25 protein-coding genes are annotated in these 24,637 nt (G+C 34.2%); 13 read left to right on the forward strand and 12 right to left on the reverse strand.

Going from position 1 to position 24,637, the window contains the following annotated elements; genetic code table 11:
* Positions 1 to 171 precede the first annotated feature (171 nt).
* From HQN85_RS00860 to HQN85_RS00870, 3 genes are all read right to left on the reverse strand, one after another.
* A complete protein-coding gene (locus HQN85_RS00860) occupies positions 172 to 528 on the reverse strand; it encodes a DUF6970 domain-containing protein (protein WP_216847199.1) in 357 nt (118 codons plus the stop codon).
* 21 nt (positions 529 to 549) lie between these two features.
* On the reverse strand, positions 550 to 1,680 hold the full coding sequence (gene hppD, locus HQN85_RS00865; protein WP_173268457.1) for a 4-hydroxyphenylpyruvate dioxygenase: 1,131 nt from the start codon (positions 1,678 to 1,680) through the stop codon (positions 550 to 552).
* A 117-nt stretch (positions 1,681 to 1,797) separates the two neighbouring features.
* Positions 1,798 to 2,964: a homogentisate 1,2-dioxygenase gene (locus HQN85_RS00870; RefSeq protein ID WP_173268458.1), complete on the reverse strand. Its 1,167-nt coding sequence runs from the start codon at positions 2,962 to 2,964 to the stop codon at positions 1,798 to 1,800.
* 249 nt (positions 2,965 to 3,213) lie between these two features.
* Here HQN85_RS00870 and rpiA point away from each other — a divergent pair, with 249 nt between their 5' ends.
* From rpiA to HQN85_RS00885, 3 genes are all read left to right on the forward strand, one after another.
* Positions 3,214 to 3,900, forward strand: a complete 687-nt coding sequence (gene rpiA, locus HQN85_RS00875) for a ribose-5-phosphate isomerase RpiA (protein ID WP_173268459.1) — start codon at positions 3,214 to 3,216, stop codon at positions 3,898 to 3,900.
* A gap of 76 nt (positions 3,901 to 3,976) precedes the next feature.
* On the forward strand, positions 3,977 to 4,972 hold the full coding sequence (locus tag HQN85_RS00880) for a fumarylacetoacetate hydrolase family protein (protein WP_173268460.1): 996 nt from the start codon (positions 3,977 to 3,979) through the stop codon (positions 4,970 to 4,972).
* A gap of 68 nt (positions 4,973 to 5,040) precedes the next feature.
* Positions 5,041 to 5,928 carry a flavin reductase family protein gene (locus HQN85_RS00885; RefSeq protein WP_173268461.1) on the forward strand — a complete coding sequence of 296 codons (888 nt, stop codon included), beginning with the start codon at positions 5,041 to 5,043 and terminating at the stop codon, positions 5,926 to 5,928.
* 99 nt (positions 5,929 to 6,027) lie between these two features.
* Here HQN85_RS00885 and HQN85_RS00890 read toward each other — a convergent pair whose 3' ends face one another.
* The 7 genes from HQN85_RS00890 to HQN85_RS00920 form a co-directional block, all read right to left on the reverse strand.
* Positions 6,028 to 6,438 (reverse strand): DUF1801 domain-containing protein, encoded by a 411-nt coding sequence (locus HQN85_RS00890; RefSeq protein ID WP_173268462.1) that lies wholly within the window; start codon positions 6,436 to 6,438, stop codon positions 6,028 to 6,030.
* A 47-nt stretch (positions 6,439 to 6,485) separates the two neighbouring features.
* Positions 6,486 to 7,022, reverse strand: coding sequence for a C40 family peptidase (locus tag HQN85_RS00895; protein ID WP_173268463.1), 537 nt, complete (start codon positions 7,020 to 7,022; stop codon positions 6,486 to 6,488).
* 135 nt (positions 7,023 to 7,157) lie between these two features.
* Positions 7,158 to 7,532 (reverse strand): hypothetical protein, encoded by a 375-nt coding sequence (locus HQN85_RS00900; RefSeq protein WP_173268464.1) that lies wholly within the window; start codon positions 7,530 to 7,532, stop codon positions 7,158 to 7,160.
* Between the two features lie 52 nt (positions 7,533 to 7,584).
* Positions 7,585 to 8,286 carry an SDR family oxidoreductase gene (locus tag HQN85_RS00905; RefSeq protein WP_173268465.1) on the reverse strand — a complete coding sequence of 234 codons (702 nt, stop codon included), beginning with the start codon at positions 8,284 to 8,286 and terminating at the stop codon, positions 7,585 to 7,587.
* Positions 8,287 to 10,062: an aromatic amino acid hydroxylase gene (locus HQN85_RS00910; protein WP_173268466.1), complete on the reverse strand. Its 1,776-nt coding sequence runs from the start codon at positions 10,060 to 10,062 to the stop codon at positions 8,287 to 8,289.
* Between the two features lie 158 nt (positions 10,063 to 10,220).
* The gene (locus tag HQN85_RS00915; RefSeq protein ID WP_173268467.1) at positions 10,221 to 10,697 is read right to left on the reverse strand and encodes a GtrA family protein; all 477 of its coding nucleotides are present in this window, start codon (positions 10,695 to 10,697) and stop codon (positions 10,221 to 10,223) included.
* Between the two features lies 1 nt (position 10,698).
* Positions 10,699 to 12,627 (reverse strand): LTA synthase family protein, encoded by a 1,929-nt coding sequence (locus HQN85_RS00920; protein ID WP_173268468.1) that lies wholly within the window; start codon positions 12,625 to 12,627, stop codon positions 10,699 to 10,701.
* 145 nt (positions 12,628 to 12,772) lie between these two features.
* Here HQN85_RS00920 and HQN85_RS00925 point away from each other — a divergent pair, with 145 nt between their 5' ends.
* The gene (locus HQN85_RS00925; RefSeq protein WP_173268469.1) at positions 12,773 to 13,972 is read left to right on the forward strand and encodes a C40 family peptidase; all 1,200 of its coding nucleotides are present in this window, start codon (positions 12,773 to 12,775) and stop codon (positions 13,970 to 13,972) included.
* A 3-nt stretch (positions 13,973 to 13,975) separates the two neighbouring features.
* Positions 13,976 to 14,317, forward strand: a complete 342-nt coding sequence (gene arsC, locus HQN85_RS00930) for an arsenate reductase (glutaredoxin) (RefSeq protein WP_173268470.1) — start codon at positions 13,976 to 13,978, stop codon at positions 14,315 to 14,317.
* 47 nt (positions 14,318 to 14,364) lie between these two features.
* Here arsC and HQN85_RS00935 read toward each other — a convergent pair whose 3' ends face one another.
* Positions 14,365 to 15,846, reverse strand: coding sequence for a glycine--tRNA ligase (locus tag HQN85_RS00935; protein WP_173268471.1), 1,482 nt, complete (start codon positions 15,844 to 15,846; stop codon positions 14,365 to 14,367).
* A 506-nt stretch (positions 15,847 to 16,352) separates the two neighbouring features.
* On the opposite strand from HQN85_RS00935, the gene HQN85_RS00940 reads away from it, so the two are divergent.
* From HQN85_RS00940 to HQN85_RS00975, 8 genes are all read left to right on the forward strand, one after another.
* The gene (locus tag HQN85_RS00940; RefSeq protein WP_173268472.1) at positions 16,353 to 17,060 is read left to right on the forward strand and encodes an ATP-binding cassette domain-containing protein; all 708 of its coding nucleotides are present in this window, start codon (positions 16,353 to 16,355) and stop codon (positions 17,058 to 17,060) included.
* 124 nt (positions 17,061 to 17,184) lie between these two features.
* Entirely contained in the window at positions 17,185 to 17,718 is a 534-nt protein-coding gene (locus HQN85_RS00945) for a hypothetical protein (protein ID WP_173268473.1), read from the forward strand.
* 102 nt (positions 17,719 to 17,820) lie between these two features.
* Entirely contained in the window at positions 17,821 to 18,465 is a 645-nt protein-coding gene (locus tag HQN85_RS00950; protein WP_173268474.1) for a porin family protein, read from the forward strand.
* A 94-nt stretch (positions 18,466 to 18,559) separates the two neighbouring features.
* Positions 18,560 to 19,288, forward strand: a complete 729-nt coding sequence (gene gldF, locus HQN85_RS00955; RefSeq protein WP_173268475.1) for a gliding motility-associated ABC transporter permease subunit GldF — start codon at positions 18,560 to 18,562, stop codon at positions 19,286 to 19,288.
* Entirely contained in the window at positions 19,282 to 20,970 is a 1,689-nt protein-coding gene (gldG, locus tag HQN85_RS00960) for a gliding motility-associated ABC transporter substrate-binding protein GldG (RefSeq protein ID WP_173268476.1), read from the forward strand. The genes gldF and gldG overlap by 7 nt, the downstream gene beginning before the upstream one ends.
* Positions 20,971 to 21,003: 33 nt before the next feature.
* On the forward strand, positions 21,004 to 22,128 hold the full coding sequence (gene dnaN, locus HQN85_RS00965) for a DNA polymerase III subunit beta (protein WP_173268477.1): 1,125 nt from the start codon (positions 21,004 to 21,006) through the stop codon (positions 22,126 to 22,128).
* Positions 22,129 to 22,239: 111 nt separating this feature from the next.
* On the forward strand, positions 22,240 to 22,932 hold the full coding sequence (locus HQN85_RS00970; RefSeq protein WP_173268478.1) for a DUF4397 domain-containing protein: 693 nt from the start codon (positions 22,240 to 22,242) through the stop codon (positions 22,930 to 22,932).
* A gap of 66 nt (positions 22,933 to 22,998) precedes the next feature.
* The gene (locus tag HQN85_RS00975) at positions 22,999 to 23,673 is read left to right on the forward strand and encodes a VTT domain-containing protein (protein ID WP_173268479.1); all 675 of its coding nucleotides are present in this window, start codon (positions 22,999 to 23,001) and stop codon (positions 23,671 to 23,673) included.
* On the opposite strand, the gene HQN85_RS00980 is transcribed toward HQN85_RS00975, so the two are convergent.
* Positions 23,670 to 24,626 carry a zinc dependent phospholipase C family protein gene (locus tag HQN85_RS00980; RefSeq protein WP_173268480.1) on the reverse strand — a complete coding sequence of 319 codons (957 nt, stop codon included), beginning with the start codon at positions 24,624 to 24,626 and terminating at the stop codon, positions 23,670 to 23,672. The two genes, HQN85_RS00975 and HQN85_RS00980, sit on opposite strands and share 4 nt — an antisense overlap.
* Positions 24,627 to 24,637 lie beyond the last annotated feature (11 nt).

Genomic DNA, 24,637 nt, shown 5'->3' on the forward strand with positions numbered 1-24,637 from the left:
TTATATCTTAAAACCATTTAATATGAATAATTTCTTCAGAACGATAATTGCCGGGTATGGCGCAAAAAAACTTGGTGGAGGTTGTTTATCTACCATCGTGATATTTGTGATTATTTATTACGCCTTAGGACATTGTTAAAAAAGCTGCTTAGTTTCCTAAACAGCTTTTTATTATTTTCTATCGTCTTTCCAGATTAGCTTTTCTTTAGTGCGCTTTTCAAAAAAGTCTTTACATTTTCCATTGCCTTTGCCTGTGAAACCACCATCTGGACTGCAAATTAAATTGCAATCTTTATCGTAAAGCAAGCTCGGTAAATCACAACATTTTTGTGGAATAAAATAGACCGTTTGTCCATTGTATTCATATTGCCAAACACTCGCTGGTGGATTTGATACATCTTCAGCTTTTAATTGCTTTATTTTTTCTAGAATGCAAACGGGAACATCTTTAAAATCTTCTTTTTTGCAAGTTTGAGTTTGCAAGAGTACAACCCCAATTAGCAGTAGTTTAATTCTTGAAGCAATCATGCGTTATAACAATAAAATGGTTTATAAATTTCCTCTTAATTCTTGCTCACGTTCTAATGATTCGAATAAAGCCTTAAAGTTTCCAGCTCCAAAAGATTGTGCTCCTTTACGCTGAATAATTTCAAAAAATAGTGTTGGACGATCTTCTACAGGTTTTGTGAAAATCTGTAACAAATAGCCTTCTTCATCACAATCAACTAAAATACCTAAGCTTTTTAACAACGCAATTTCTTCATCAATTTCACCCACACGAGTAGGCATCATTTCGTAATAGGCTTCTGGCGGAGCACTTAAAAATTCTACACCACGAGATTTTAAATCTGTAACTGTTTTAACAATATCTTTGGTTGCAACTGCAATATGTTGCACACCTTCACCTTCATAAAACTCTAAATATTCTTCAATTTGAGATTTTTTCTTCCCCTCTGCTGGTTCGTTAATTGGAAATTTAGAAAAACCATTTCCGTTGCTCATTACCTTACTCATTAAGGCAGAATATTCAGTGTTAATTTGTTTATCGTCAAAAGAAAGGATATTTACAAACCCCATTACTTCTTCGTACCATTTTACGGTTTCATTCATTCTGTTCCATCCAACATTTCCTACACAATGGTCAATGTATAGAAGCCCGGCATCTGCTGGATTGTACTCGCTTTTCCACTCGCGATAGCCAGGCATAAAAATACCCTGATAGTTTTTCCGCTCAATAAACATGTGAACAGTTTCACCATAAGTGTAAATTCCACTCATTTTTACTTCTCCATATTCATCGGTTAACGTTTGTGGTTGTAAATATGGTTTTGCGCCACGTTTGGTGGTTTCTTCAAATGCACTGTACGCATCATCAACCCAAAGTGCTAATATTTTTACTCCATCACCATGTGTTTTTACATGTTCAGCAATTGGACTGTCAGATTTTAAAGCAGTAGTTAAAATCAACCTGATTTTGCCTTGTTGTAAAACATAAGAAGCTCTGTCTCTAACACCAGTTTCTGGTCCAGCGTACGCTAAAGATTGAAATCCGAATGCTGTTTTATAATAGTGAGCCGCTTGTTTGGCATTGCCCACGTAAAATTCTATATAATCCGTTCCGTTAATGGGAAGGAAATCTTGTGCTTTTGCTATTTTTTCTGCAAATGTTTGTGTTGACATTGTATGGTGTTTTAGGGTCCGAAAGTCCGCAAGACAGGAAATCGGAGGTTTATTCTTTAATGTTAAATTTGGAATTATATCGTTCGAACTTTCTGACTAATAACTTTTCCGACTCATTTATTCTACATTAATTTGCCAGCTAGTATGATAGCTTTCATCTTCAATATCAACCGCATCTTGGGTTAACATTAAAGGTCTAAAAGGATCTATCATTACAGCTAATTCTTCTGTACTTTCTTTCCCAATTGATTTTTCTACTGTTCCAGGATGTGGTCCGTGAGGAATTCCCCCTGGATGCAAAGTAATTTGACCTTTTACCACGCTTTTACGACTCATAAAATCTCCATCTACATAATATAAAACCTCATCACTATCTACGTTGCTATGGTTATACGGTGCAGGAATTGACAAAGGATGATAATCGTATTTACGCGGAACAAAAGAACAAATCACAAAATTATGTCCTTCAAAAGTTTGATGAACTGGTGGTGGCTGATGCAAACGACCTGTGATCGGTTCAAAGTCATGAATAGAAAATGCCCATGGGTAATGGAAACCATCCCATCCTACAAAATCAAAAGGATGTGTACCATAAATATAAGGATACATAATCCCTTGTTTTTTGATTAAAACTTTAAAGTCTCCAACTTCATCAATGGTTTCTAAATCTTGCGGACGTTTAATATCTCTTTCACAATAAGGAGAGTGTTCTTCTAATTGTCCAAATGAATTACGATAACGTTTTGGCGTACGAATAGGACTGAAACTTTCTACGATGAAAAGTCTATTTTTCTCCTCATTAAACTCTAATTGATAAATGGTGCCACGAGGAATAACCAAGTAATCGCCGTAAGCAAACTTGATTTTACCAAAGCCAGTTTTTAGTGTTCCTGAACCTTCATGAATAAAAATTACTTCATCTGCCTGACTATTTTTGTAAAAATAATCCGTCATTGATTTTCTTGGCGCTGCCAATGATATATGTAAATCGCTGTTTACTAAAACCGGTTTACGACTTTTTAAATAATCATCTTCTGGTTTTATATTGAAGCCAATTAAACTCGTATGTCTTAAATGCTTTTCGCGAGCAATTTTCGGTTCAACAGAATAAGGCTCACCTAAAGACTTTACAATCGTTGGCGGGTGACAATGATAAACCAGTGAATATAAACTTGAAAAACCTTCAGTTGAAACTAATTCCTCAGCGTATAAATTGCCATTTGGTTTGCGGAAAACAGTATGTCGCTTCGGCGGAATAGTTCCTAATGTATGGTAAATTGGCATAGCGTTAGGTAATTTGGTTAGAAATGTTAAATATATAACGAATAAAACGTAAGAAACGTTTTAAAATTGACGCTTAGAAAAACGGCTTAAAAAGAATATTGCGCAAAAATGATTTTTGAAAGCATTGCATATCTAAAAGCAGCAAGAACTTCATTTGCATTACAGTTTTGATATGTTGATTTGTTCATCATTTCGTGAGTAAAATTATGATTTTTAACCGCAATTTCAAATTAATTCATACTTTTAATTATGGCAAATGATAATCAGAATTTAGAGAAATTAACTGCTGCGAAAGCTGCCATTGCTTTTGTTAAACATAATGATGTGGTGGGTTTAGGTACAGGATCAACTGCAACATTAGCCATTAAAGAATTAGCAAAGCTGATGGAAAATAGCTTAAAAATCACAGGAGTTCCTAGTTCTGAAGCTACAAAAGAATTAGCAATTTCATTGGGCATTCCGTTATTAGAATTAGGTAAAGTAAATGCAATTGACATTAGTATTGACGGTGCAGATGAATTTACCGAACAATTTAATCTCATTAAAGGTGGTGGTGGTGCATTATTTAGAGAGAAAATAGTTGCCTCACTAAGTAAAAAGAGAATTGTTGTTACTGACGGCAGTAAATTAGTGGAAAAACTGGGCGCATTTAAAGTGCCAATAGAAGTTAATCCAAATGCTGAAAATTATGTAATTCTTAAAATTGAAGAATTAAAAGGTAAACCTGTAAAAAGAGTTAAAAATGATGAAGTATTTATAACTGATAACCAGAATTACATCTTTGATACTGATTTTGGCTTAATTAACGATCCTGAAAAATTAGCCAATGAGCTAAATCAAATTGATGGGATTTTAGCACATGGTATTTTTGTAAACCTAACCGATATTATACTTATGGCCAAAGGCAATCAAATTACAAGTTACCATAAAGTATAGGATAGAAATATCTAATAAAAATTTTGAAACCTAGCACTAATCCTTAGCTTTACCACCATATTTAACCAGATATCATATGAAGTTAGTATCCTACAAAACCGAAGATAGAGAGCACTTGGGTGTTTACGTGAATGGACATATTTACAACTTAAATTCTTGTAATAAGTTAATTCCTGATGATATGAATGCTTTTTTACAAGGTGGAGACGCTTTGATGGAAAGAGCTAAACAAATTAATCAGGATATTATTAATGGCGATTTAAATCCAAAGGAAGAAGTATTCTATCAAATACTTGCTCCAGTTCCTCATCCAACTTCTTGTAGAGATGGTTACGCTTTTCGTCAACACGTAGCAGCAGCCAGACGTAACCGTAAGGTAGATATGATTCCAGAATTTGATCAATATCCAATTTTTTACTTCACCAATCATAATGCAATTCAAGGTCCTGGAGAAATAGAATGTATGCCAGATCATTTCCAGAAATTAGATTTTGAATTAGAAGTAGCTGTTGTAATAGGAAAAAAAGGTCGTAATGTAAAAGCCGCAGAGGCTGATGAATACATTGCTGGGTATATGATTATGAACGACATGAGTGCCCGAACTTTACAAATGGAAGAGATGTTGTTAAACTTAGGCCCAGCTAAAGGGAAAGATTTTTCTACCGTTATTGGTCCATGGTTAGTAACGCCAGATGAGTTGGAACAATATAAAGTTGCTGCGAAACCAAATCACGTTGGGAATGCTTACAATTTAAAAATGATTTGCAGAGTGAATGGGATAGAAGTATCTGCTGGAAATATGGCAGACATGGATTGGACATTTGCAGAGATTATTGAACGTTGTGCATATGGTGTAGATATTTTACCAGGTGATGTGATTGGTTCGGGAACTGTTGGAACAGGCTGTTTCTTAGAGTTAAACGGCACAGGTTTATTAAACGATCCAAATTATAAAACTCAGTGGCTACAAGCTGGTGATGATGTTGAAATGGAGATTACTGGTTTAGGAAGCCTAACCAATATCATTACTAAGACGGACACAGATTTTTCTATCTTGGCACTTAAAAAATAAGAGCTATTAATTTTTAAAGATTGCTTCGTTCCTCGCAATGGACGAAGCAATTAATATAATTCTTTAAAATGCTAACCTTAAAAACTTCCGATCTATCGCCAATTCAACTGCAAAACTACTTACAGTACGCTATTGCACCGCGACCAATTTGCTTTGCGTCGACAATAGATTCTGAAGGGAATATTAATTTAAGCCCTTTCAGCTTTTTTAATATGTTTAGCACAAACCCACCGATGTGCATTTTTTCTCCTGCACGCAGAGTTAGAGATAATACCACTAAACATAGTTTGCAAAACGTACTGGAAGTTAAAGAATGTGTTATCAACATTGTTGATTACGCCATGGTGCAGCAAACAAGTTTAGCTAGTACAGAATATGCGAAGGGTGTAAATGAATTTGAAAAAGCTGGTTTTACCATGCTCGAATCTGAATTGGTAAAACCCCCACGAGTTGCAGAAGCACCTGTACAAATGGAATGTATTGTAAAAGAAATTATTCCGCTAGGAGATCAGCATGGTGCTGGAAATTTAGTGCTAGCAGAAATAAAATTGATTCATATTAAGGAGGCAATTTTAGATGAAGAAGGGAGAATTGATCAAGCTAAAATAGATTTAGTGGCTCGATTGGGTGGTGATTGGTATTGCAGGGTTACACCAGAAAGTTTGTTTAAAGTGGCAAAACCTCTAACGACTTTGGGTATAGGAGTTGATACTCTGCCTATTTCCGTTAGGAATTCATCAGTTTTAACGGGTAATGATTTAGGCATGTTAGGTAATATGGAATATTTGCCTACAAATGAAGAAATTGATGCTATGCGATGGAGCACTGCTGTTAAAGATATTTTAGATGCCACTATTGGCGATGAAACGAATAGAGAACGAGAATTGCATGAGCTAGCTCATCAGTTTTTAGCAATGGGGAATGTGATTGACGCTTTGAAAGTAGTATTGTTATAATAGACTACGTCATTTCGAGGAACGAAGCAATCTTACAATGTTAGGTTTCGACATATCTATTGCTCTTAGGGTTAATCGCTTCTCTCTGAATGACAATAACTACTTCTTCAAATTGCGATATGAAATCTCACACATCTCTGTTAGAACATCAACATTAATATCTTTTAATTTTTTAATGTAAATACAGCCTTTACCAGTTTTATGTTTGCCTAAGCGGGAAAGGATATCTGTTCTCTCCTCAGCTCCACAACCTAATATATACAAGCTAATGTTTGTTTTTCTTGGTGCAAAGCCCATCATAAACCAATCACCAGTTCTTCCTGTTGAATAGCTGTAGGTATAGTCTCCAACTCCAATAATCGCTGTTCCCCACATTTTTGCTTTCGCTTTAGTTATATCTTCCATTATTTGGCAAATAGTCTGACAATCCTTCCGAATTACTTCATCAGAAATTTGCATCAAATAATCTTGTACAGGTTGTTCGGTAACTTTTGTTTTTAACTCTGCCATAAAAGTGAATTTTTGACATGAACATACAAAAAAAGAAATGAAAAAGATTATTCTACTACTGTAACGGCTTTTAATAATCGAGTTTTGTAATAACCTTCTAAGTCGGTAACTGTAACACCATGTGCCTTACCAGATGATGAATGAATGAATTTGATTTTGCCATCCTCATCTATTGAATAAATAATACCTACATGGCCAGGTGTTCTTTGTTTTACATTTGTTCCTGTAAAAACCAAAACATCGCCAACTTTAGCTTCATTTAATGCTACTTGCTTACCTTGTTTGGCAAAATCTCTTGAAGAACGTGCGCCTGTAAAACCAAAATTTTTGAAAACATAACTCACAAATCCAGAGCAATCAAATCCTTTTTCAGGACTACTAGAGGCATATTTATAGCGAACGCCGAGAAGCGATTTCGCAAAATCCATTATTTGTGTAGCTTTATTAGTAGCAGCATCAGGAATTTTACTCAATATATCTGTAACAGCTTCTTGATACTGTTTTGGTAATGATTTATTGTCTTGAGCTTTACCAGTTAAGGCGAAGAACAAAATAAAAGAAAGGATAAATACTATTTTCTTCATATTAGGTTTCCAAAGATAAGAAAAAAATATAAATGACCTAAGATGTTGATAATTTGAAGTTTGTGTAAAATTGACTTCAGTAAAAAAGCCTACTAATCAATATGAAAGTAGGCTTTTTGATAAAAATATTTAAAATTAAATAGATGAGAACATGGTTTGAGCTTTTTGTCCGATAATTGGCATTGGTGTTTTCACACCTTTAATAGCGCCAATTAAACCAATTAACCAAACCACAATTAAAACTACATATAGAACGTATGCTAAATATATTAATGAGAGAATTCCTGTTGCAATTATTATAATTGTTAAAACGAAAGATAACAACATATAAAGTATTGTTGATAAAATTGCATAAAGTAAAGTTTGTCTTAGTTGAAAACTTCCCAGTTCAGTTTTTTTGTCTTTGTGAAAAGCGAAATAAGCAATCAGCCATCCTATAATCGAGAAATAGCTAATAATTGCAGCAGTTTTACCGCTGTCTGTTGTTGTCGTAGTAATGTTGTTTTCCATAAGTTTGAATTTTTCTAGTGTTATTCAAACCTATTGCCAAACAAAAAAAGTGCTACGGCGTAGTTACTGCGACAGGTAACACTTTTCCATTGAAAAACTTATGCCCAGTGCGAGCAAAATCAGCCACATATTTTCCCATTTCAAAAGCCATTACAGGGCTTTCATAACCCGGAAATGCTGCCTCTAACATTTCAGTTTGCGCCGACCCTAACGCTAAACAATTTACTTTTATTCCTTGATCTGCTAATTCGAATGCTAAACATTCGCTTAATGCATGTAAAGCTGCTTTACTAGCAGAATAAGCAGCTAAACCTGGAAATTTCACACTTCCTTGAAAACCACCCATACTACCAATATTTACAATATGACTTCCGCTCTGCATAAATGGTAATGTATGGCGTATCATTTTAAAATGGCTCATTACATTATGCTCTAGCATTTCTGCTAAATCTGCTTCCGTAGTTTCGGCAAACGATTTATTAATTAAACTACCTGCATTATTTATTAAGATATCAACTGTGCCTAATCGCTCTTTAATAAAAGGAATTAAGGCTGCATAATCGTCGTTTACTAAATCAAATGCAACTGGTAATAAGGTGCAATCTAGGTTAATGCCTTTTGCAATTTCATGTAGTTTTCTCAGTTTATCTGCAGAACGAGCTATACAAACTACTTTGTTCTTACTATCTAAAGTAAATTCTAATGCGGTTTCGAAACCTATACCACTACTTGCACCTGTTATGATTACGTTCATTTAATCTTCCTCTGTTATTAATTGTGTTACTGGGTTTGCAATTACATGTAAGCCGTCATTAATTAATTTTGCATGATCTGGTTCAGTTGCGGCTTTCATTTCTAAATAGATGCGTAATTCTTTTTCAAATGAAGGGTCTAATTGCTTATGATATGCAATTTCTAAAATTTCTAGTGCGCAAAGCCAATCTATACGATGGGAAGTTTTTAATGTATTAAAGATCTCAGCCAATTCTTCGTACCCAGCTTGGTTTTCTCTTATTGAACGAACTTTTTGATATAGCGTATGTAACTGTTTCGTTTCTTCATCATACGTTACTTTGTGCGTTTGTTCTTTACTTACGAAAATGATCTCTTCAAAGGCATCCTTATCAGCTGCACCATTAAATACAGAAATTATTTTTTCCCCAACTGCCATGTCATAAGTTCCCCATTCTGGTTTAAATAAAATATTCCCATTCTCTTCTTTAACTGTACAGTTTTCGAAAACGATTAAAATAACCTTACTTTCCTTAATTACAATTTCTTTAACTGAGCCATTTATAGTTATACCACTTTCGAAAGTGAGTTCAACTTGTTTTCCTTCAAAAATGCCAATTAATTCTAGCTCTATTAAATTGTGTTCTTCTAATGGTTTTGATACGCCTTTCAGTTTGCCAACTGGCGAAGAAAATCCATCTTTATGGTAATCTTTTCCATGTCCTGAGAGTTGTTTGCCATTAAACGCCAATGCAGACGGACCCGTAGTTTTAATAAAAGTTAATTCATCAGCTTTGCTTAAGCCGATATCTGTAAATACGCCAGTAAGTTGTAAACCTGAGCTATAAACTGCCGTTGCAGGGTTTTTACATTCAATTGCTTTTAAAATACTCTCAGCACCACCACGCCTAAAAGCCATGGTATCTGCAAAGGCTTCTAAAACATCTATTAAGTTTTGAAAAGTTGGTGTAACAAAAAGCTGTGGTTGTTGTTGCGTAATATCGTATTGGTAATTAATAGTATCTAAATTATACCAAATCTTTTTAACATCTGGATTCATGCAGGTTGCACTTTCGCCAATAGATGAAAGTAAGCCTGCACCATAAATTTTCGGATTTTCCAATGTTCCGATTAGACCGTATTCAACTGTCCACCAATGTAAGCGACCAAGTAAAGCCATTTCTGACGGTTCGCCCATATTATCTGCAATGTAACGCAGATTTTTTTCAGCAAGGGCGATTTCTTCTTCATCTGCATTAACTGCTTCTTTCAAAATAGAAAGTTTGCGTATGGCTTCGTACAATTCGAAATCTTTGCTCGAAAACATTGCTTTTGCACCAATAGATCCAAAATAGCTTAAGTAGTTATTATAATCTGTATCGGCGATGATTGGTGCATGGCCAGCGCTTTCATGTATAATATCTGGTGCTGGAGTGTATTCTATATGATTAATTTGACGAATATCTGCTGCAATTACCAAAACCCTGTACGCTTGGTATTCCATAAAGGCAGCTGGCGGAATAAATCCATCTACAGTAACGGCGCCCCAGCCAATTTTGCCTAGGTTATCGTTCATAGTCTGTAAATCGGGGATATATTCTATACTTAAACCGGCTCGCTGTAAACCTTTAATGTATGGATAGTATGCCACATTTTTTAAATAGCTATAATTTTGACGCATCACGTATCTCCACACCGCTTGGTCTATTGGTGTGTATTTTTCGTAATGTTGCTCTACTATAAACTGCCTTAGGTGTTTAGGGAGTTGGGCTACTTGCTGATTATTAAAATCGCTCATTGTGGTATGGTATTGATTATGGCTAAATTAGCTTGTTTGCATTAGGAATGCAAGAAAAGAATGTCCTTTTACGCTAAAATGATGACTATCATTTTTTAGTCTGCTGCCATTGTGGTCTACCTTTACTTAGCTTTTGTTGTATGCATTTCTATTTGTGTTTATTCTTTTTTTACTCTGAATGAGAAATATTTTTGTGAGAAATAACTGAATACAGCTAGAATAATTGTGATTAATGTTTTTGCAATGGTAGGGTAGAATTGAAATCCATCGACTAGGATTTTCATGAGGGCGTAATTGAGTAGAATATTTGTTGCTACTACTGTTGCGTATCTAAAGAGTTGAATACGTCCTTTTAGGTTTGATTGCGTAAAAACGAGATATTTATTTAGAGTAAAACCTACGATAAAAGTAGATACAGACTCGATTGCTAAGGCTGCTATGTGTGCGGTTATTAAATAAGAACCAATGGTTACATCTTGCTGGTGTAAAACATAATTATAGATTAGAAAATAGCCAATTATCCCTGTTGCTGCGGTGATACCGCCTGCTGCCATATACCTAAATGTGTGTAGGCTAAACCATTTTTTGAATGGTGGGTAAAAAAAATCGATGACCATTAGTGCTCTTTTTCTCATATTATTTTGCAGTTAATTGGTCTTTAATCATTCTGTTGTTGTATTGTTGTATGAATGCTTTTAGATATTTTTCCATCGAATTTTGAACTTCTGGCCTCTTATTTATGAGGTTGTTTTTTGTAAGTCGATCTGTTTTTAAATTAAATAAGGCAGTAGATTTTTGTCCGTCGTTAATTAAAAGATAATCCCCTTGGTAAAAGCTAAAACTGCCATCGTTATTATTTATTACAAAGTTGTTGTTTTTTGGGCTAAATGCATCGAACCCAAAGGCGAAATAGGGTTTGTTATAGTTTAAATAATTTAAAACGGTAGGCATAATGTCTGCTTGTTGTATCAATTTATCTGTTTTCCCTTTTAAATCTCCACCAGGATAGTAAAATAAAATTGGAATAGAGAAATAACCTGGTGTTGTTTGGTATTCGGGCAAGTAAGATACAGTAGCATGATCTGCAACCAATACAAATAGGGTATTTTTATACCAAGGCATTTTTGAAGCCGTAGCAAAAAACTTTTGGATGGCCATATCAGTATAACCTATTGGTTCTTGTACTGGAAGTGGACCTTTTGGGAATTTTCCGCTATATTTTTCGGGCACTTTAAAGGGGTGATGAGAGGAAACGGAGAAGAATGCGGAGAAAAAAGGTTGTTTAAATGTATTGAGGGTTTTTGCCATGTATTGCATAAAAGGTTCATCCCAAATGCCCCAAATGCCATCAAAATCTGCATCGTTATTATATTCGGTTTTGCCGTAGTATTTTTTAATTCCGGCAAGGTTTGTATATGCCGAAAAGCCCATCGAGCCGTTTGGTGCCCCATGAAAGAACGCAGTTTGGTAGCCTACCTCACCCAATAATTTTGCAATGCTTGTGGTTTTATTGCTAGAATAAGATGAAAGTACAAAGGGTTCACGAATGGATGGAATACCAGAAATAATAGAGGGTAATGCGTCTATAGATTTTCTGCCGTTAGCATACGTGTGTGATGAAGTAAAACTTTGAGCCACCAAACTATCTATAAAAGGTGTGTAGCCTTTGTAAGTTCCGCTTAATAAATCTTTGTTTAGGGCGCCTATGTGTTCTTTTCCTAAGCTTTCTATAATTAAAAATACAACGTTAAGTTTTTTAAATGGCCCTTTGTTTTCTGGTTGATGAATTGGATTGTAAAGGCTATCAAGTGTTTGTTGGTTATAATAGTTAATGGGTTTTAAATCGTTTGCCTTTAGGGTTTTCATGATGGTAAAAGGCGTATTTAAAACCAAACTCATATCACCGGGTGATTTTACAAAATCACCAGCGTTGCTCATGGTAATTGGTCGTGTACTATGACGCCAACCACCACGCATACCAATTACGCATAAACCCGCAATGAGTACTAAAGTCAATGTATGGGCTAAGTAAACGTACCAAGTAAATTTAGGTGCTTTTTGTATTCGAATAATTTGGTATAACTTGATGAATAAGTAGATGAAGATGATAAATAGGATGAGTAGATACCAATAATCTCCCAAGAAATCTATCAATAGTTTTAGTTTATTCTGTTCGTTACTAAATTGCGAAAATACACTTGCAGTAGTGTGTTTTAGGGTAAATTTATAGTAAGCAAAGTCTATAAAATTGGCTAAGAAACCTATGCTATTGGTGATAATAAATAACCATTTACAAAAAAATTGATAACCGTTTCTGTATCTGAAAGGAAATGGTATTGCTTGTAAAACTATGTAAAGTGAGTTGATGTAGAGTATTGCAACGATATCGAATTTGATGCCACCAGCAAAAATGTACAATAAATCAGTAAATGGAATATGATTAAAAAGTGAACGATTTGTAATATAAAAGCCAATTCTGCAGAGTGTATACAATAGTAATAGCACTATAAGCCGATATACTAATGCTACATAAATGGATTGTTCTCTTTGATTTATGGATTTCATTTTTTGCTAAAAAGTTGGCAATTTAATTAAAATAGAGAATAGAAACCTGTGAAGTAGATAAAATAAGGTTGTAAAAGATAAATTACTTAAATGAAACACTATAATTTTGTAGATAGTGTAACTTCGTTAAATAAATGATATACAAATGAAAGGTTTATTTTTAGGCTTGTTTTTAAGTTTCTGTGTAATTGGAGCTAAGGCACAATCTGATACTACTGCGTACCGTACTCTTGCTGCTGAAGTGCAAAAAAAATATGCTCCAGATAAACGTTCTGTTTATTTTAACTTACAAATGCGAGGTGATTCTATTCGGTTAGAAAGTACATCGGAAGCGGCTTTGCTTGAGTTTGAAAAGATGAAACCTACTATACAAAACGTAAAGTTTACTTCTGTTTTATTGCCTGCAAAATCATCAAATGGGTTAATATATGGGGTGGCAAATATTTCTGTTGGTAATAATAGAAGCAATCCACAACATGGGGCAGAACTAATGACACAAATGTTGTTGGGTACACCTGTTGAGATATTTAAAAAGCAAGGTGGATTTTATTTGGTTAAAACACCAGATGGTTATTTAGCATGGACCGATGGTGGTGCACTTGCTGTAATGAATGAACAAACTTTTAAAGATTGGCAAAAAGCTGATAAAGTTGTTTTTACCGCAGATTATGGTCATGCATTTAGCAAAGCTGATATAAATTCGACTCGAGTTTCTGATTTAGTTAACGGAAATATACTGCAATTATTAGGAGAAGAAAATGGATTTTATAAAGTAGGGTATCCTGATAAACGAACTGCATTTATACCAAAAGCCCAAGCTGGAATGTATAAACAATGGTTAAAAAGACCGAACCCCAAGGCTACTGCCATTTTAGCTACTGCACAAACTTTGCTAGGTGTGCCTTATTTATGGGGTGGTACTTCTATTAAAGGGGTAGATTGTAGTGGTTTTACTAAAACGGCTTATTTTTTAAATGGAATTATTATTCCCCGTGATGCTTCTCAACAGGCTTTAGTTGGTGATGGCATTGATGTTTTAGAAAATGAGACGATCAGTGTTGCGAAGTGCTTGGCGAATTTACAGCCAGGTGATCTTTTGTTTTTTTCTGCAGCTAAACGCAGAGGCATAAACGGCGGCAGAGTTACCCATACAGCAATTTATATGGGTAATGGCGAGTTTATTCAGAGTGCAGGCATGGTTAAAATTAATAGTTTGGTGCCAACTGCAGCTAATTATGATGAAGGTCAATCGACTACATTGGTAGGTGCGAGAAGAATCTTAACTGCTATTGGTAAACCTGAAATTACAAGAGTAGATCACCATGAATGGTATGGGAAAAACTAATATATGCTGATAATTTATCATAATAATAGTTGCAGCAAAAGTCGTGAGGCATTAAAAGCACTAACAAAAAGCGATGAAGAATTTCAAATCGTTAACTATTTGGAAGATATACCAAGCGTAGTTGAATTGAAAAATATACTACAAAAGTTAGGTTGTAAACCGCACGATTTAATTCGAACAAACGAAAAAGTTTATCTAGAAAAATATAAAGGAAAAGAGTTGACAGATGAAGAGTGGATCATCGCGATGCATGAAAATCCAATCTTAATACAACGACCTATTGTTGTGAATGGAGATAGGGCAGTTATTGCAAGAACTGATGATGCACTTGATGAGATACTATAAAAAAAGCCGCTAGTTTTGCTAGCGGCTTTTCAATGTCTAATCTATAATTACTGAGCTAGCAAATTTCTCCAGCTTACTTTGCCTTCAATAATAGTATGCAATTCTTTAATCTCAATTCTTTGTTGTTCCATTGTATCGCGATGACGAATGGTTACTGTATTATCTTCTAATGTTTGATGATCTACAGTTACGCAAAAAGGAGTTCCAATTGCATCCATACGACGGTAACGTTTTCCGATTGCATCTTTTTCTTCATATACACAGTTGAAATCAAATTTCAAATGATCCATAATTTCACGGGCTTTTTCTGGTAAACCATCTTTTTTGGTTAGTGGGAAAATAGCTACTTTAATTGGTGCTAAAGCTGGATGTAAACGAAGTAAAGTTCTGCTATCTTGTTTTTCTGGTGTACTTAAATCTTCTTCCTCAAAAGCATTGATCATTGTTAACAAAAACATACGATCTAAACCAATAGAAGTTTCGATAACGTAAGGAACGTAATTGCCATAAGGTTTTCCATTTTCATCCAAATCATTATCAAAATATTGCATTTTCTTGCCAGAATATTCCTGATGTTGTGTTAAATCGAAATCAGTTCTACTGTGAATTCCTTCTACTTCTTTAAAGCCGAAAGGGAATTCGAATTCGATATCTGTAGCTGCATTAGCATAGTGTGCTAATTTAACATGATCGTGGAAACGATATTTATCTGGGGATGTTCCCAATGCTTTATGCCATTTTAAACGAGCTTCTTTCCAATAGGCAAACCATTTTTTGTCTTCGCCCGGACGAACAAAGAATTGCATTTCCATTTGCTCAAATTCACGCATACGCATTATGAACTGACGAGCAATTACTTCGTTTCTAAAGGCTTTACCAATTTGAGCAATCCCGAAAGGAATTTTCATTCTTCCAGATTTTTGTACATTTAAAAAGTTTACAAAAATACCTTGCGCAGTTTCAGGACGGAGATAAACTTCATCACTTCCTTCTGCCATTGCGCCAAACTGAGTGCTAAACATTAAGTTAAACTGACGAACATCAGTCCAGTTTTTTGTTCCACTAACTGGGCAAGCAATTTCGTGTTCTTCAATTAATACCTTTAAGCGAGGTAAATCTTCTGCTGTTAAAGCGGCATCCATATCAGCTTGCAATTTTGCAGCTTTTTCCGTTTTACCATCTTTTTCGTAACGAGCAATTTTATCTTCCAATAATTGATCAGCACGGTAACGTTTTTTCGAATCTTTATTGTCAATCATCGGATCGTTAAAACCATCCACGTGACCACTTGCTTTCCATACTTTAGGATGCATAAAAATTGCAGAATCAATCCCTACAATGTTTTCATGCATTTGCACCATGGCTTTCCACCAATAGGTTTTAATGTTGTTTTTCAATTCGGCACCTAACTGCCCATAATCATAAACGGCACTTAAGCCATCATATATTTCGCTGCTTTGAAATACAAAACCATATTCCTTAGCGTGTGATATTACATTTTTAAATTGTTCGTCGTTACTTTTAGCCATAGTGAGGCAAATATAATAAATAAGCTAAAAGGTTGAGGTATGAAAATGGAGGTTTTTGCAAATAGAAAAGCGAATAGATAATGGCCTTAGTAACTAGTTTTTTAAATAGAAAGTTTAGATTTTACTGTAAAGTATTAGCGTATTTATTGAGTTATATTTCATTCGGGCTTCAGTCGTACTTTGGTCGGGTAGAATTGTCACAACCCCGACCAAACCCCGACCCAACTCCGACCGAACCCCGTCCAAACTGCGTTTTAATACTTAACATTTTTTAATGCTTTTATGAAGTTATTAATGCCAATTTGAAAAATGAAACAAGTGTAAGGAACTAATTAATTTTGTAATAAATAGGTGATATAGAAATTTTGATAATGTAATTTTAAACCTAAAATAGTTTGTACATATAATTTAATCAGCATAAAAATCAGTTGATTGCTTTTGATATTTTAGGCAATAACTATAAAACGATAAAAAGCTTAAGTTTGCAGACCTAATTGTGGATTAAAATGAGTATTAAAGTAAAAGGCCTATCTAAGCACTTCGGTTTTCAAAAAGCAGTTGATGACATCAGTTTTGAAGCGAAGCCTGGTAAAATTTTAGGTTTCTTGGGTCCTAATGGAGCTGGTAAATCTACTACTATGAAAATGCTGACTGGCTATTTGGCAGCTACATCTGGCAGTATTGAAATTTGCAATATGGATATTTTGACAGATGGCCTTGCTATAAAGAAACAAATGGGCTATTTACCAGAAAATACACCTTTATATAATGATATGTACATTCGTGAATTTTTAAGTTTTGTGGGTCAAACTTATCAATTAGAAAATTTAGAACATAAGGTAGAAGATGTAATTAAACAAGTTGGATTAGGGCCAGAGCAGCATAAAAAGATTAATATGCTTTCTAAAGGCTATAAGCAACGAGTAGGTTTGGCACAAGCAATTATTCATAACCCCCAAGTTTTAATATTAGATGAACCAACTTCTGGTTTAGACCCTAATCAACTGGCAGACATTAGAACATTGATTAAAAATTTGGGTAAGGATAAAACAGTTATCCTTTCTACACACATTATGCAAGAAGTTGAAGCCATTTGTGATGAGGTAATTATCATAAATAAAGGAAAAATTGTCGCAAATGCCACAATAGAGGATCTGAAAGCGCAAAACAGAACAGATTCTTTGGAAGATATTTTTAGAAAATTAACTAATTGAATATCATATTAATACTGAGATACTCTCAGAAGTTGTCAAACCTATGACAATTTCTTGTAACGAATGGCTTAGTTCTTGTGTCTTATGAAGTAATTAATTAACAAATAAATCACAAAAAAACACGATGAAAAAATTAGTATTATCATTAGCCCTTGTTGCAGGTTTAGGCTTTGCAGCATCAGCACAAACAGAAGGTGCTGTTAGAAAATTAAATATTGGAGCAGAAGCGGGTTTGCCTGTTGGAGACAATTCAAAAGACAACATGCTTGCAGGTGGATCATTACAATTTGAGCAACCAATTGCTAAATCTTTAAACTTAACTGTGTCTGGTGGTTATTTATCACATTTTTTAACAGGCGACTCAAAGGACATAGCTAAAGCTGCAGGTTTTCCAACTAGCGAAGGAATTGTTCCTTTAAAAGCAGGCGTTAAATATTATTTTGGTGGTAACTTTTACGCTGCTGGTGAAGTAGGTGCTGCAATTAGTACAGAAAACGGCGGAGGTACTGCTTTAGCTTTAGCCCCAACTTTAGGAGCTTCCTTCTCAGTGTCAGATAAATCTAGCTTAGACTTCGGTTTACGTTATGAAAACTGGTCAAAAGATGGCAATTCATTTGGCTTTATGGGTTTACGTGCTGCATTTGCATTTGGACTATAAGTAATCAATTATTAACTAAAGCCCCAGTAAATATTTTTTACTGGGGCTTTTTTATTGCTACTAATTTTATAGTTTTACAATCAGATAAACAAACAAGAAAACATGAAAAAATTAGTATTATCCTTAACCTTAATTGCGGGCTTAAGTACAGCAGTTTTAGCTCAAACTCCAGTTAAATTCGGTTTAAAAGCTGGTGTAACTTTTTCCAATATGACTTTGTCTACGATGGGTGTGTCAGCAAGTTTCGATTCGAAAACATCATTTTATGTGGGTGGAACAGCGGATATTCCGGTTTCAAACATATTTTCTGTTCAACCAGGTTTAACTTTAGTTAATAAAGGCACTAAAGTAAATGGAGGGGATTTTAACTTTGATGGCAGTACAGTAAATTCAGATGCTAGTGGAACCATTAACGCTATGTACATTGAAGTTCCTGTAAATTTATTAGCAAATTTTGCGGCCGGTAGTGGCAAAGTTTTCTTTGGTGCTGGCCCTTACTATGCATTTGCTGTTGATGCGTATGCAAAATCTGGTGGCATAAAGCAGGATATTGAAATCGGTTCTGATGAAGATAATTTTAAGCGTAGCGAATTTGGATTAAACTTTTTAGCCGGTTACCAACTTAACCGTGTTAATATTCATGCTGGTTATGGATTAGGCTTAAGCAGTGTAATTCCTGATCAAGAAGGTCTTGATATGAAGTTTAAAAACAAAGTTTTCTCTGTTGGCTTAGGCTTTACATTTTAATATTACAAAAACTTTGAAGAAAGTCTCGGCAATATTGTCGGGACTTTTTAGTTTTAGAGATATTGTATAACTTCGGCTTCATTTATCGCTTTGCATGTACGCAGTTTTTAAACGAGAATTATTTAGTTTTTTAAATTCACTAATGGCCTATATTACCATTGGTATTTTTTTGTTGGCATGCGCCTTATTGCTATGGTATTTTCCAGATACTTCACTTTTAGATTATGGTTACGCTGAATTAAATGGCTTTTTTAGTTTAGTTCCGTTTTTATTTATGTTTTTAATTCCTGCCATTACAATGCGTTCTTTTGCCGAAGAACGTAAAGAAGGAACATATGTACTTTTAGCAACTAGACCATTAAGTGATTTACAAATTATACTGGCAAAATATTTAGCCTGTATTGTTTTATTACTCTTTGCCTTACTGCCAACACTAGTTTATTATTATAGCATTTACCAATTAGGTTTACCCAAAGGGAATGTTGATTCTGGTGCAGTAATAGGTTCTTATTTAGGTTTGTTTTTGTTGGGTAATGCTTTTACGGCGATAGGTATTTTCACTTCATCCATTACGAAAAATCAGGTTATTGCATTTGCTATTGCTGTTTTTTTATGTTTTTTCGCTTTCAGTGGATTTGATTCGCTGAGTAAGTTATTCGAACTAAATTATTTAGAAACAGTACTCATCAATTTAGGAATTAATGAACATTACCAATCGATTAGTAGAGGGGTTTTAGATACGCGGGATTTAATCTATTTCGTCAGTTTTGTACTTCTGTTTTTAGGTTTAACTAAGCTTGTGATTGGAGGTAGAAAATGGTAAAAACCCAAAACAAATATATCAAGGTTTCCCTTTTTGTGGTGGTCTTAGTACTTTTAAATGTATTCGCTCAATCCTTTTATACACGTTTTGATTTCACCAAAGAAAAACGATATACCTTAACACAAAAAACGAAGGAAAACTTACTGAAAACGACTAAAGATATTACTATTACAGTTTTTTTAGATGGAGAAATCCCTGCGGCTTTTAAAAGATTACGCAATGCAACGAAAGATTTATTAAACGATTATAAAGCTTATTCGAATGCTAATGTGAAAATAATTTTTGAAGATCCGTTAGCAAATGTGCCCGCAAATGAGCAAGACACCATCATAAATAGATACCTGCAAATAGGTATTAAACCTTTAGCAGTAAACATTAAAAGTGATGCAGGTATTACGCAGAAAATAATTTTCCCAATGGCGCTTATTGAAAGCGATGGGGAACAAATGCCTGTTAATTTGCTACAAAAAACTGGTGGGGCAGCCACAGATTACGAAGAAAATATTATGAGTTCTATTCAAAATCTTGAATACACTTTTACATCAGCTATTAAAAGATTAATCACTAAAAGCAATCCACGAATTGGTTTTACAGAAGGACATGGTGAACCTTCAAATCTATATTTATACGATGCAATTACATCCTTATCTCAACAATATTATGTAGGTAGAGTAGATTTAAAGCTGATTACTAGAGAAGGTTTGGATAATTTGAGAGTATTAATTGTAGCTAAACCACAACAAGCATTAACAGAAGTTGAGAAATATAAAATTAACTATTTTGTGATGAAAGGCGGGCGAGTTGTTTGGGCAATTGATCAAGTGGGTGCGGAGTTGGATAGTTTGCAAAAACGGCCACAAATAATGGCGGTGAATAAGCAATTGAATTTAGATGATATGCTTTTCGAATACGGCGCTAGAATTAATTATGATTTAATTACGGATATTAATTGTGCGCTAATTCCTTATGCAACAGGTGCCGCGGGACAACAAACTCAAATAGATACGGCTCCATGGTTGTATTTTCCAATTTTAATGCCCGATACAACTAGTAATGTGGTTAAAAATATTGATGGTATTCGGACTGAATTTGCAAGTACCGTTGATACCATTGGTGTTCCAAATGTGAATAAGAAGATTATTCTACAAACATCTCCTAATAATAAAATTTACGAAGCACCTAAAATGCTTTCTTTACAATTATTAGCACAACAACCAACGCAGGAAGAATATACTAGCACACCAAAAGTAGCTGGGGTTTTATTAGAAGGTAGTTTTAAATCTGTGTTTTTAAATCGGCCAGTGCCAGAAGGAATTACGGAAAAATATGATGTGCCTGTAAATAGTATACCTACAAAAATGATTGTGATAGGAGATGGGGATATTTTTAGTAATCAGGTAAGTAAATCAGAAAACACACCTTTCCCATTAGGATTTGATCGTTATTCGCAGCAGAATTACGGAAATAAAGCCTTGCTATTAAATATTGCTGATTACTTTACTGATGACGATAATTTAATCGCTCTGCGTAATAAAGAAATTAAAGTAAGATTGTTAGACAAATCCCGTTTACGTACTGAAAAAACAAAATGGCAATTAATTAATGCGGTTGCTCCATTGCTATTGTTAATATGTTTCGCAATTTTTCAACATTATTACCGTAAACATAAGTATGCAAAGTAATTTTTATATTTTTGAGAACAGACAAAATCAACTATGAGATTTATAGTATCAACATCAACACTATTAAAACATTTACAAACAGTTAACGGTGCATCTAGCAGCAGTACTGTTTTGCCAATATTAGAAAATTTCTTATTCGAAATTAAGGATGGAAATCTAACTATTTCTGCTACAGATTTACAAACGAGCATGACCACATCGTTGGCTGTAGAGTCAAAAGAAGAAGGTAAAGTTGCCGTTCCATCAAGGATATTATTAGATACATTAAAAACATTACCAGATCAGCCAATTTCTTTCAATATTGATGATAATTCATTCTCTATTGAGATCAGTGCAGGTGATGGAAAATATAAATTAAGTGGTGAAAATGGAGATGATTTTCCTAAAATTCCAGTAGTAGAAAACGCTTCATCGGTAAACTTACCTGCTTCGGTTTTGATTGAAGCAATTACCAAAACCATTTTTGCAGTAAGTAATGATGAATTACGCCCAGCAATGACAGGTGTGTATTGCCAGCTTTCTCCTCAACACATTACATTTGTGGCTACAGATGCACATAAATTAGTGCGTTACCGCAGAACGGACAGTAAAGCAGATAAAGCTTCATCATTTATCTTGCCTAAAAAAGCATTAACTTTATTAAAAGCAGCTTTACCAAGTACTGATGTAAATGTTTCTGTAGATTACAACGCAACAAGTGCTTTCTTTAAATTTGAAAACATCAATCTAGTTTGTCGTTTAATTGATGAGCGTTATCCAGATTATGAGGCCGTAATTCCAGCTAATAATCCAAATAAATTAGTAATTGATAGAGCACTATTCTTAAATACATTACGTAGAGTTGTAATTTTTGCCAATAAAACTACACATCAAGTGCGATTAAAAATCAACGGAAGTGAATTAAATATCTCTTCAGAAGATTTAGATTTTGCAAATGAAGCTCATGAACGTTTAAGCTGTCAATATGAAGGAGAGGATTTAGAAATTGGTTTTAACGCTCGTTTTTTAATCGAGATGTTAAGTAATCTAAATGGGGAAGAAGTTACGTTGGAACTATCTACACCAAATAGAGCAGGTTTGTTAATCCCACAAACTAACGACGAAAACGAAGATGTTTTAATGTTGGTAATGCCTGTAATGCTTAATAATAGTTATTAAGCAGTAAGTAGTTTTTTAGTCTTTAAAATAAACTTAAACTTACAATTTCATAACAATGGCTTGGTTTTTGACCAAGCCATTGTTGTTTAATGCCTTTTTAACTAAAAGCTTATGAAAATAACGTTACTCGCTGTTCATAGAGTTTATTTGTATTTAGGTTTAACTTTTTTTGCTACACTTTGTTGTCTATTTTCATGTAAAAAGGACATCGCAATTTCTAATAAAGTTGTGACAGGGGAAGCGAAAGTTAAATTAGTGAATGCTTCTCACACCACCTCAGCAGTTGACTTTTACTTGGATAACGTTAAAGTCAACACTCAATCTTTAGCATATGGAGAGGGTAGTAATTATTTTAAAGTTTCTTCAGGCACTAAAAATGCCTCTTTTGCAAATACAGATGAAAATGCCTCTGCAAAAGTTATTTTCGTTCCTACCTTTTCTTATACTTCGTTTTATGTTGAAGATAAATCCAATAAAGGCGAAGTTTTAACTTTTGAAGATAATTTAGGAACTACAGCAATTGGGAAAGCTAATGTTCGTTTCATAAACTTGAGTCCATATTTTAGCAATGCTGTAAACGTTAACTTAACAGGAAATGTTTTATTAATCAATTCATTACCTTTTAAAGAAGCATCAGATTACTTCTCCATAGATCCTACTATTGATTTGAGGATATCTATTTTAGGTGTTGGTGGATTTAAAGTGCTTTCTGGAGCAGAGTTTGAAGCTGGAAAAATATATACCATTTGGTTTAGTGGAACCTCAAATTCTAATCTTACTATAAATAAAATTACCTACAATTAACATCAAATTTGGAAATATAGCATAGTAATCAAAAGCATATGCTTATTTTTGAAAAAAACATAAAAATTGGAATTACTACAACAACTCATAGATTTTATTCTTCATATTGATAAGCACCTTGCTGATATCGTAAATGAATACCACACCTTAACTTACCTTATTTTATTCTTAATTATTTTTGCAGAAACCGGATTTGTAGTTACTCCGTTTTTGCCTGGTGATTCATTGCTTTTTGCAACAGGTGCATTAATTGCAGGAGATAAAACTGATTTAAATATTTGGTTAATGTTTGTCATTCTCACCGCTGCTGCAATTTTAGGAAATACCTTAAATTATAAATTGGGGAGTGTTTTGGGTGCAGGAGTTTTTAAGGAAAAGAATAAAATTCTCAAGCTGAAATATTACCATCAATCACATGAGTTTTTCGAGAAACACGGTGGAAAAGCAATTATTTTTAGTCGTTTTTTGCCAATTTTTAGAACAATAGCTCCATTTGTTGCTGGTATTGCTAAAATGCCTTTTGGAAGATATACTACGTTTAACATTATTGGTGGTATCTCATGGATTTTTAGTCTTTTATTTGCAGGATATTTACTTGGTCAAATTCAATGGTTTAAAGATAACTTTGATATCGTGATTGTACTAATTGCAGTGGTAACTTTTGTGCCAGCAATTTATGCAGCAGTAATGAGTAGGTTTAAGTCTAAAGAAGTAGAAGTTATTACTCCAAAAGAGGATTAATTTTCTCTGCCAATAATTTTACCTTCTTTATATTTCTTTTCTTCTAATTCGATAGCCTTTCTCTCTTCTGGACTTATTTCTATTTTAATAAGATTTTTTAGTTCTGGTTGACCTGCATCTACCCAAGCTGAAAACCAAAAGGAACCGATCATTAAAATTGCAGAACGCATTTGTTTTTCTACCATGCCATTCATTTTATCCTGATAAGCTTTTGAATACGCAATGGAATATTGCTTAGTAACCGCATTGCTTCGCTCAGAAAAACTATATTTCTGATCTGATGGAAAGGATTTATTCAGCTCTGCTTCAAGAAGTAAAACGCTATCTAATAAACTGTGCGAGTGCTTAACAATTCCCCATGCTGCTTTTAAAGGATCATCAATATAATAGGCCTTACCTACCACAAAATTATATCCGCCAGAGAATAATTCTGGTATTCTACTCTCCCAAAAAGCGTGTATGCCATGTTGGTTAGTTAATTGGCCATTATGATTGTTGGTGGTGTGCAACGGTACATGAGCATCGCCAATATAATGACCTAATTCGGCAGAATACTTTAATATTTTTAATGAATCATGCGCTTTAAAGGCTTTAATTAAGCTGTAATAAGTTCTTTGAATTTGCCAAGGGACAATCCCATTTTCATTTAGCTTCTTTTGCCCATATTTAGTTAAAGCATCAGTAAATTTCTCAGGAATGCTATCTATATCTTCCTCATAGTTCTCTACATCTAAGTAATGTCGAGGAGCTTCAAGAGTATCAATATATCTCCGTTTATCTGGATCTATAGCATGTTCGGTAATATATTTATATCCAGATTTATAAAAACCAATCATTTCTGTTCGCAACGTAAATATCGCCAATTGATTAATTCGTCGGTGGGCAAAAAAGCCCCAGGAAGTGCAAAATAGAAAAGGGATGATTAACAATAGTAAAATCGTTAATCTTTTCATAAAATGAAGAT

This window comes from Pedobacter boryungensis, from assembly GCF_013204825.1.
GTDB lineage: Bacteria > Bacteroidota > Bacteroidia > Sphingobacteriales > Sphingobacteriaceae > Pedobacter > Pedobacter boryungensis.

Coding starts and splice junctions, on each gene's coding strand:
- HQN85_RS00860 (WP_216847199.1), bottom strand. CDS start 528: ATGATTGCTTCAAGAATTAAACTACTGCTAATTGGGGTTGTACTCTTG.
- hppD (WP_173268457.1), bottom strand. CDS start 1,680: ATGTCAACACAAACATTTGCAGAAAAAATAGCAAAAGCACAAGATTTC.
- HQN85_RS00870 (WP_173268458.1), bottom strand. CDS start 2,964: ATGCCAATTTACCATACATTAGGAACTATTCCGCCGAAGCGACATACT.
- rpiA (WP_173268459.1), top strand. CDS start 3,214: ATGGCAAATGATAATCAGAATTTAGAGAAATTAACTGCTGCGAAAGCT.
- HQN85_RS00880 (WP_173268460.1), top strand. CDS start 3,977: ATGAAGTTAGTATCCTACAAAACCGAAGATAGAGAGCACTTGGGTGTT.
- HQN85_RS00885 (WP_173268461.1), top strand. CDS start 5,041: ATGCTAACCTTAAAAACTTCCGATCTATCGCCAATTCAACTGCAAAAC.
- HQN85_RS00890 (WP_173268462.1), bottom strand. CDS start 6,438: ATGGCAGAGTTAAAAACAAAAGTTACCGAACAACCTGTACAAGATTAT.
- HQN85_RS00895 (WP_173268463.1), bottom strand. CDS start 7,022: ATGAAGAAAATAGTATTTATCCTTTCTTTTATTTTGTTCTTCGCCTTA.
- HQN85_RS00900 (WP_173268464.1), bottom strand. CDS start 7,532: ATGGAAAACAACATTACTACGACAACAACAGACAGCGGTAAAACTGCT.
- HQN85_RS00905 (WP_173268465.1), bottom strand. CDS start 8,286: ATGAACGTAATCATAACAGGTGCAAGTAGTGGTATAGGTTTCGAAACC.
- HQN85_RS00910 (WP_173268466.1), bottom strand. CDS start 10,062: ATGAGCGATTTTAATAATCAGCAAGTAGCCCAACTCCCTAAACACCTA.
- HQN85_RS00915 (WP_173268467.1), bottom strand. CDS start 10,697: ATGAGAAAAAGAGCACTAATGGTCATCGATTTTTTTTACCCACCATTC.
- HQN85_RS00920 (WP_173268468.1), bottom strand. CDS start 12,627: ATGAAATCCATAAATCAAAGAGAACAATCCATTTATGTAGCATTAGTA.
- HQN85_RS00925 (WP_173268469.1), top strand. CDS start 12,773: ATGAAAGGTTTATTTTTAGGCTTGTTTTTAAGTTTCTGTGTAATTGGA.
- arsC (WP_173268470.1), top strand. CDS start 13,976: ATGCTGATAATTTATCATAATAATAGTTGCAGCAAAAGTCGTGAGGCA.
- HQN85_RS00935 (WP_173268471.1), bottom strand. CDS start 15,846: ATGGCTAAAAGTAACGACGAACAATTTAAAAATGTAATATCACACGCT.
- HQN85_RS00940 (WP_173268472.1), top strand. CDS start 16,353: ATGAGTATTAAAGTAAAAGGCCTATCTAAGCACTTCGGTTTTCAAAAA.
- HQN85_RS00945 (WP_173268473.1), top strand. CDS start 17,185: ATGAAAAAATTAGTATTATCATTAGCCCTTGTTGCAGGTTTAGGCTTT.
- HQN85_RS00950 (WP_173268474.1), top strand. CDS start 17,821: ATGAAAAAATTAGTATTATCCTTAACCTTAATTGCGGGCTTAAGTACA.
- gldF (WP_173268475.1), top strand. CDS start 18,560: ATGTACGCAGTTTTTAAACGAGAATTATTTAGTTTTTTAAATTCACTA.
- gldG (WP_173268476.1), top strand. CDS start 19,282: ATGGTAAAAACCCAAAACAAATATATCAAGGTTTCCCTTTTTGTGGTG.
- dnaN (WP_173268477.1), top strand. CDS start 21,004: ATGAGATTTATAGTATCAACATCAACACTATTAAAACATTTACAAACA.
- HQN85_RS00970 (WP_173268478.1), top strand. CDS start 22,240: ATGAAAATAACGTTACTCGCTGTTCATAGAGTTTATTTGTATTTAGGT.
- HQN85_RS00980 (WP_173268480.1), bottom strand. CDS start 24,626: ATGAAAAGATTAACGATTTTACTATTGTTAATCATCCCTTTTCTATTT.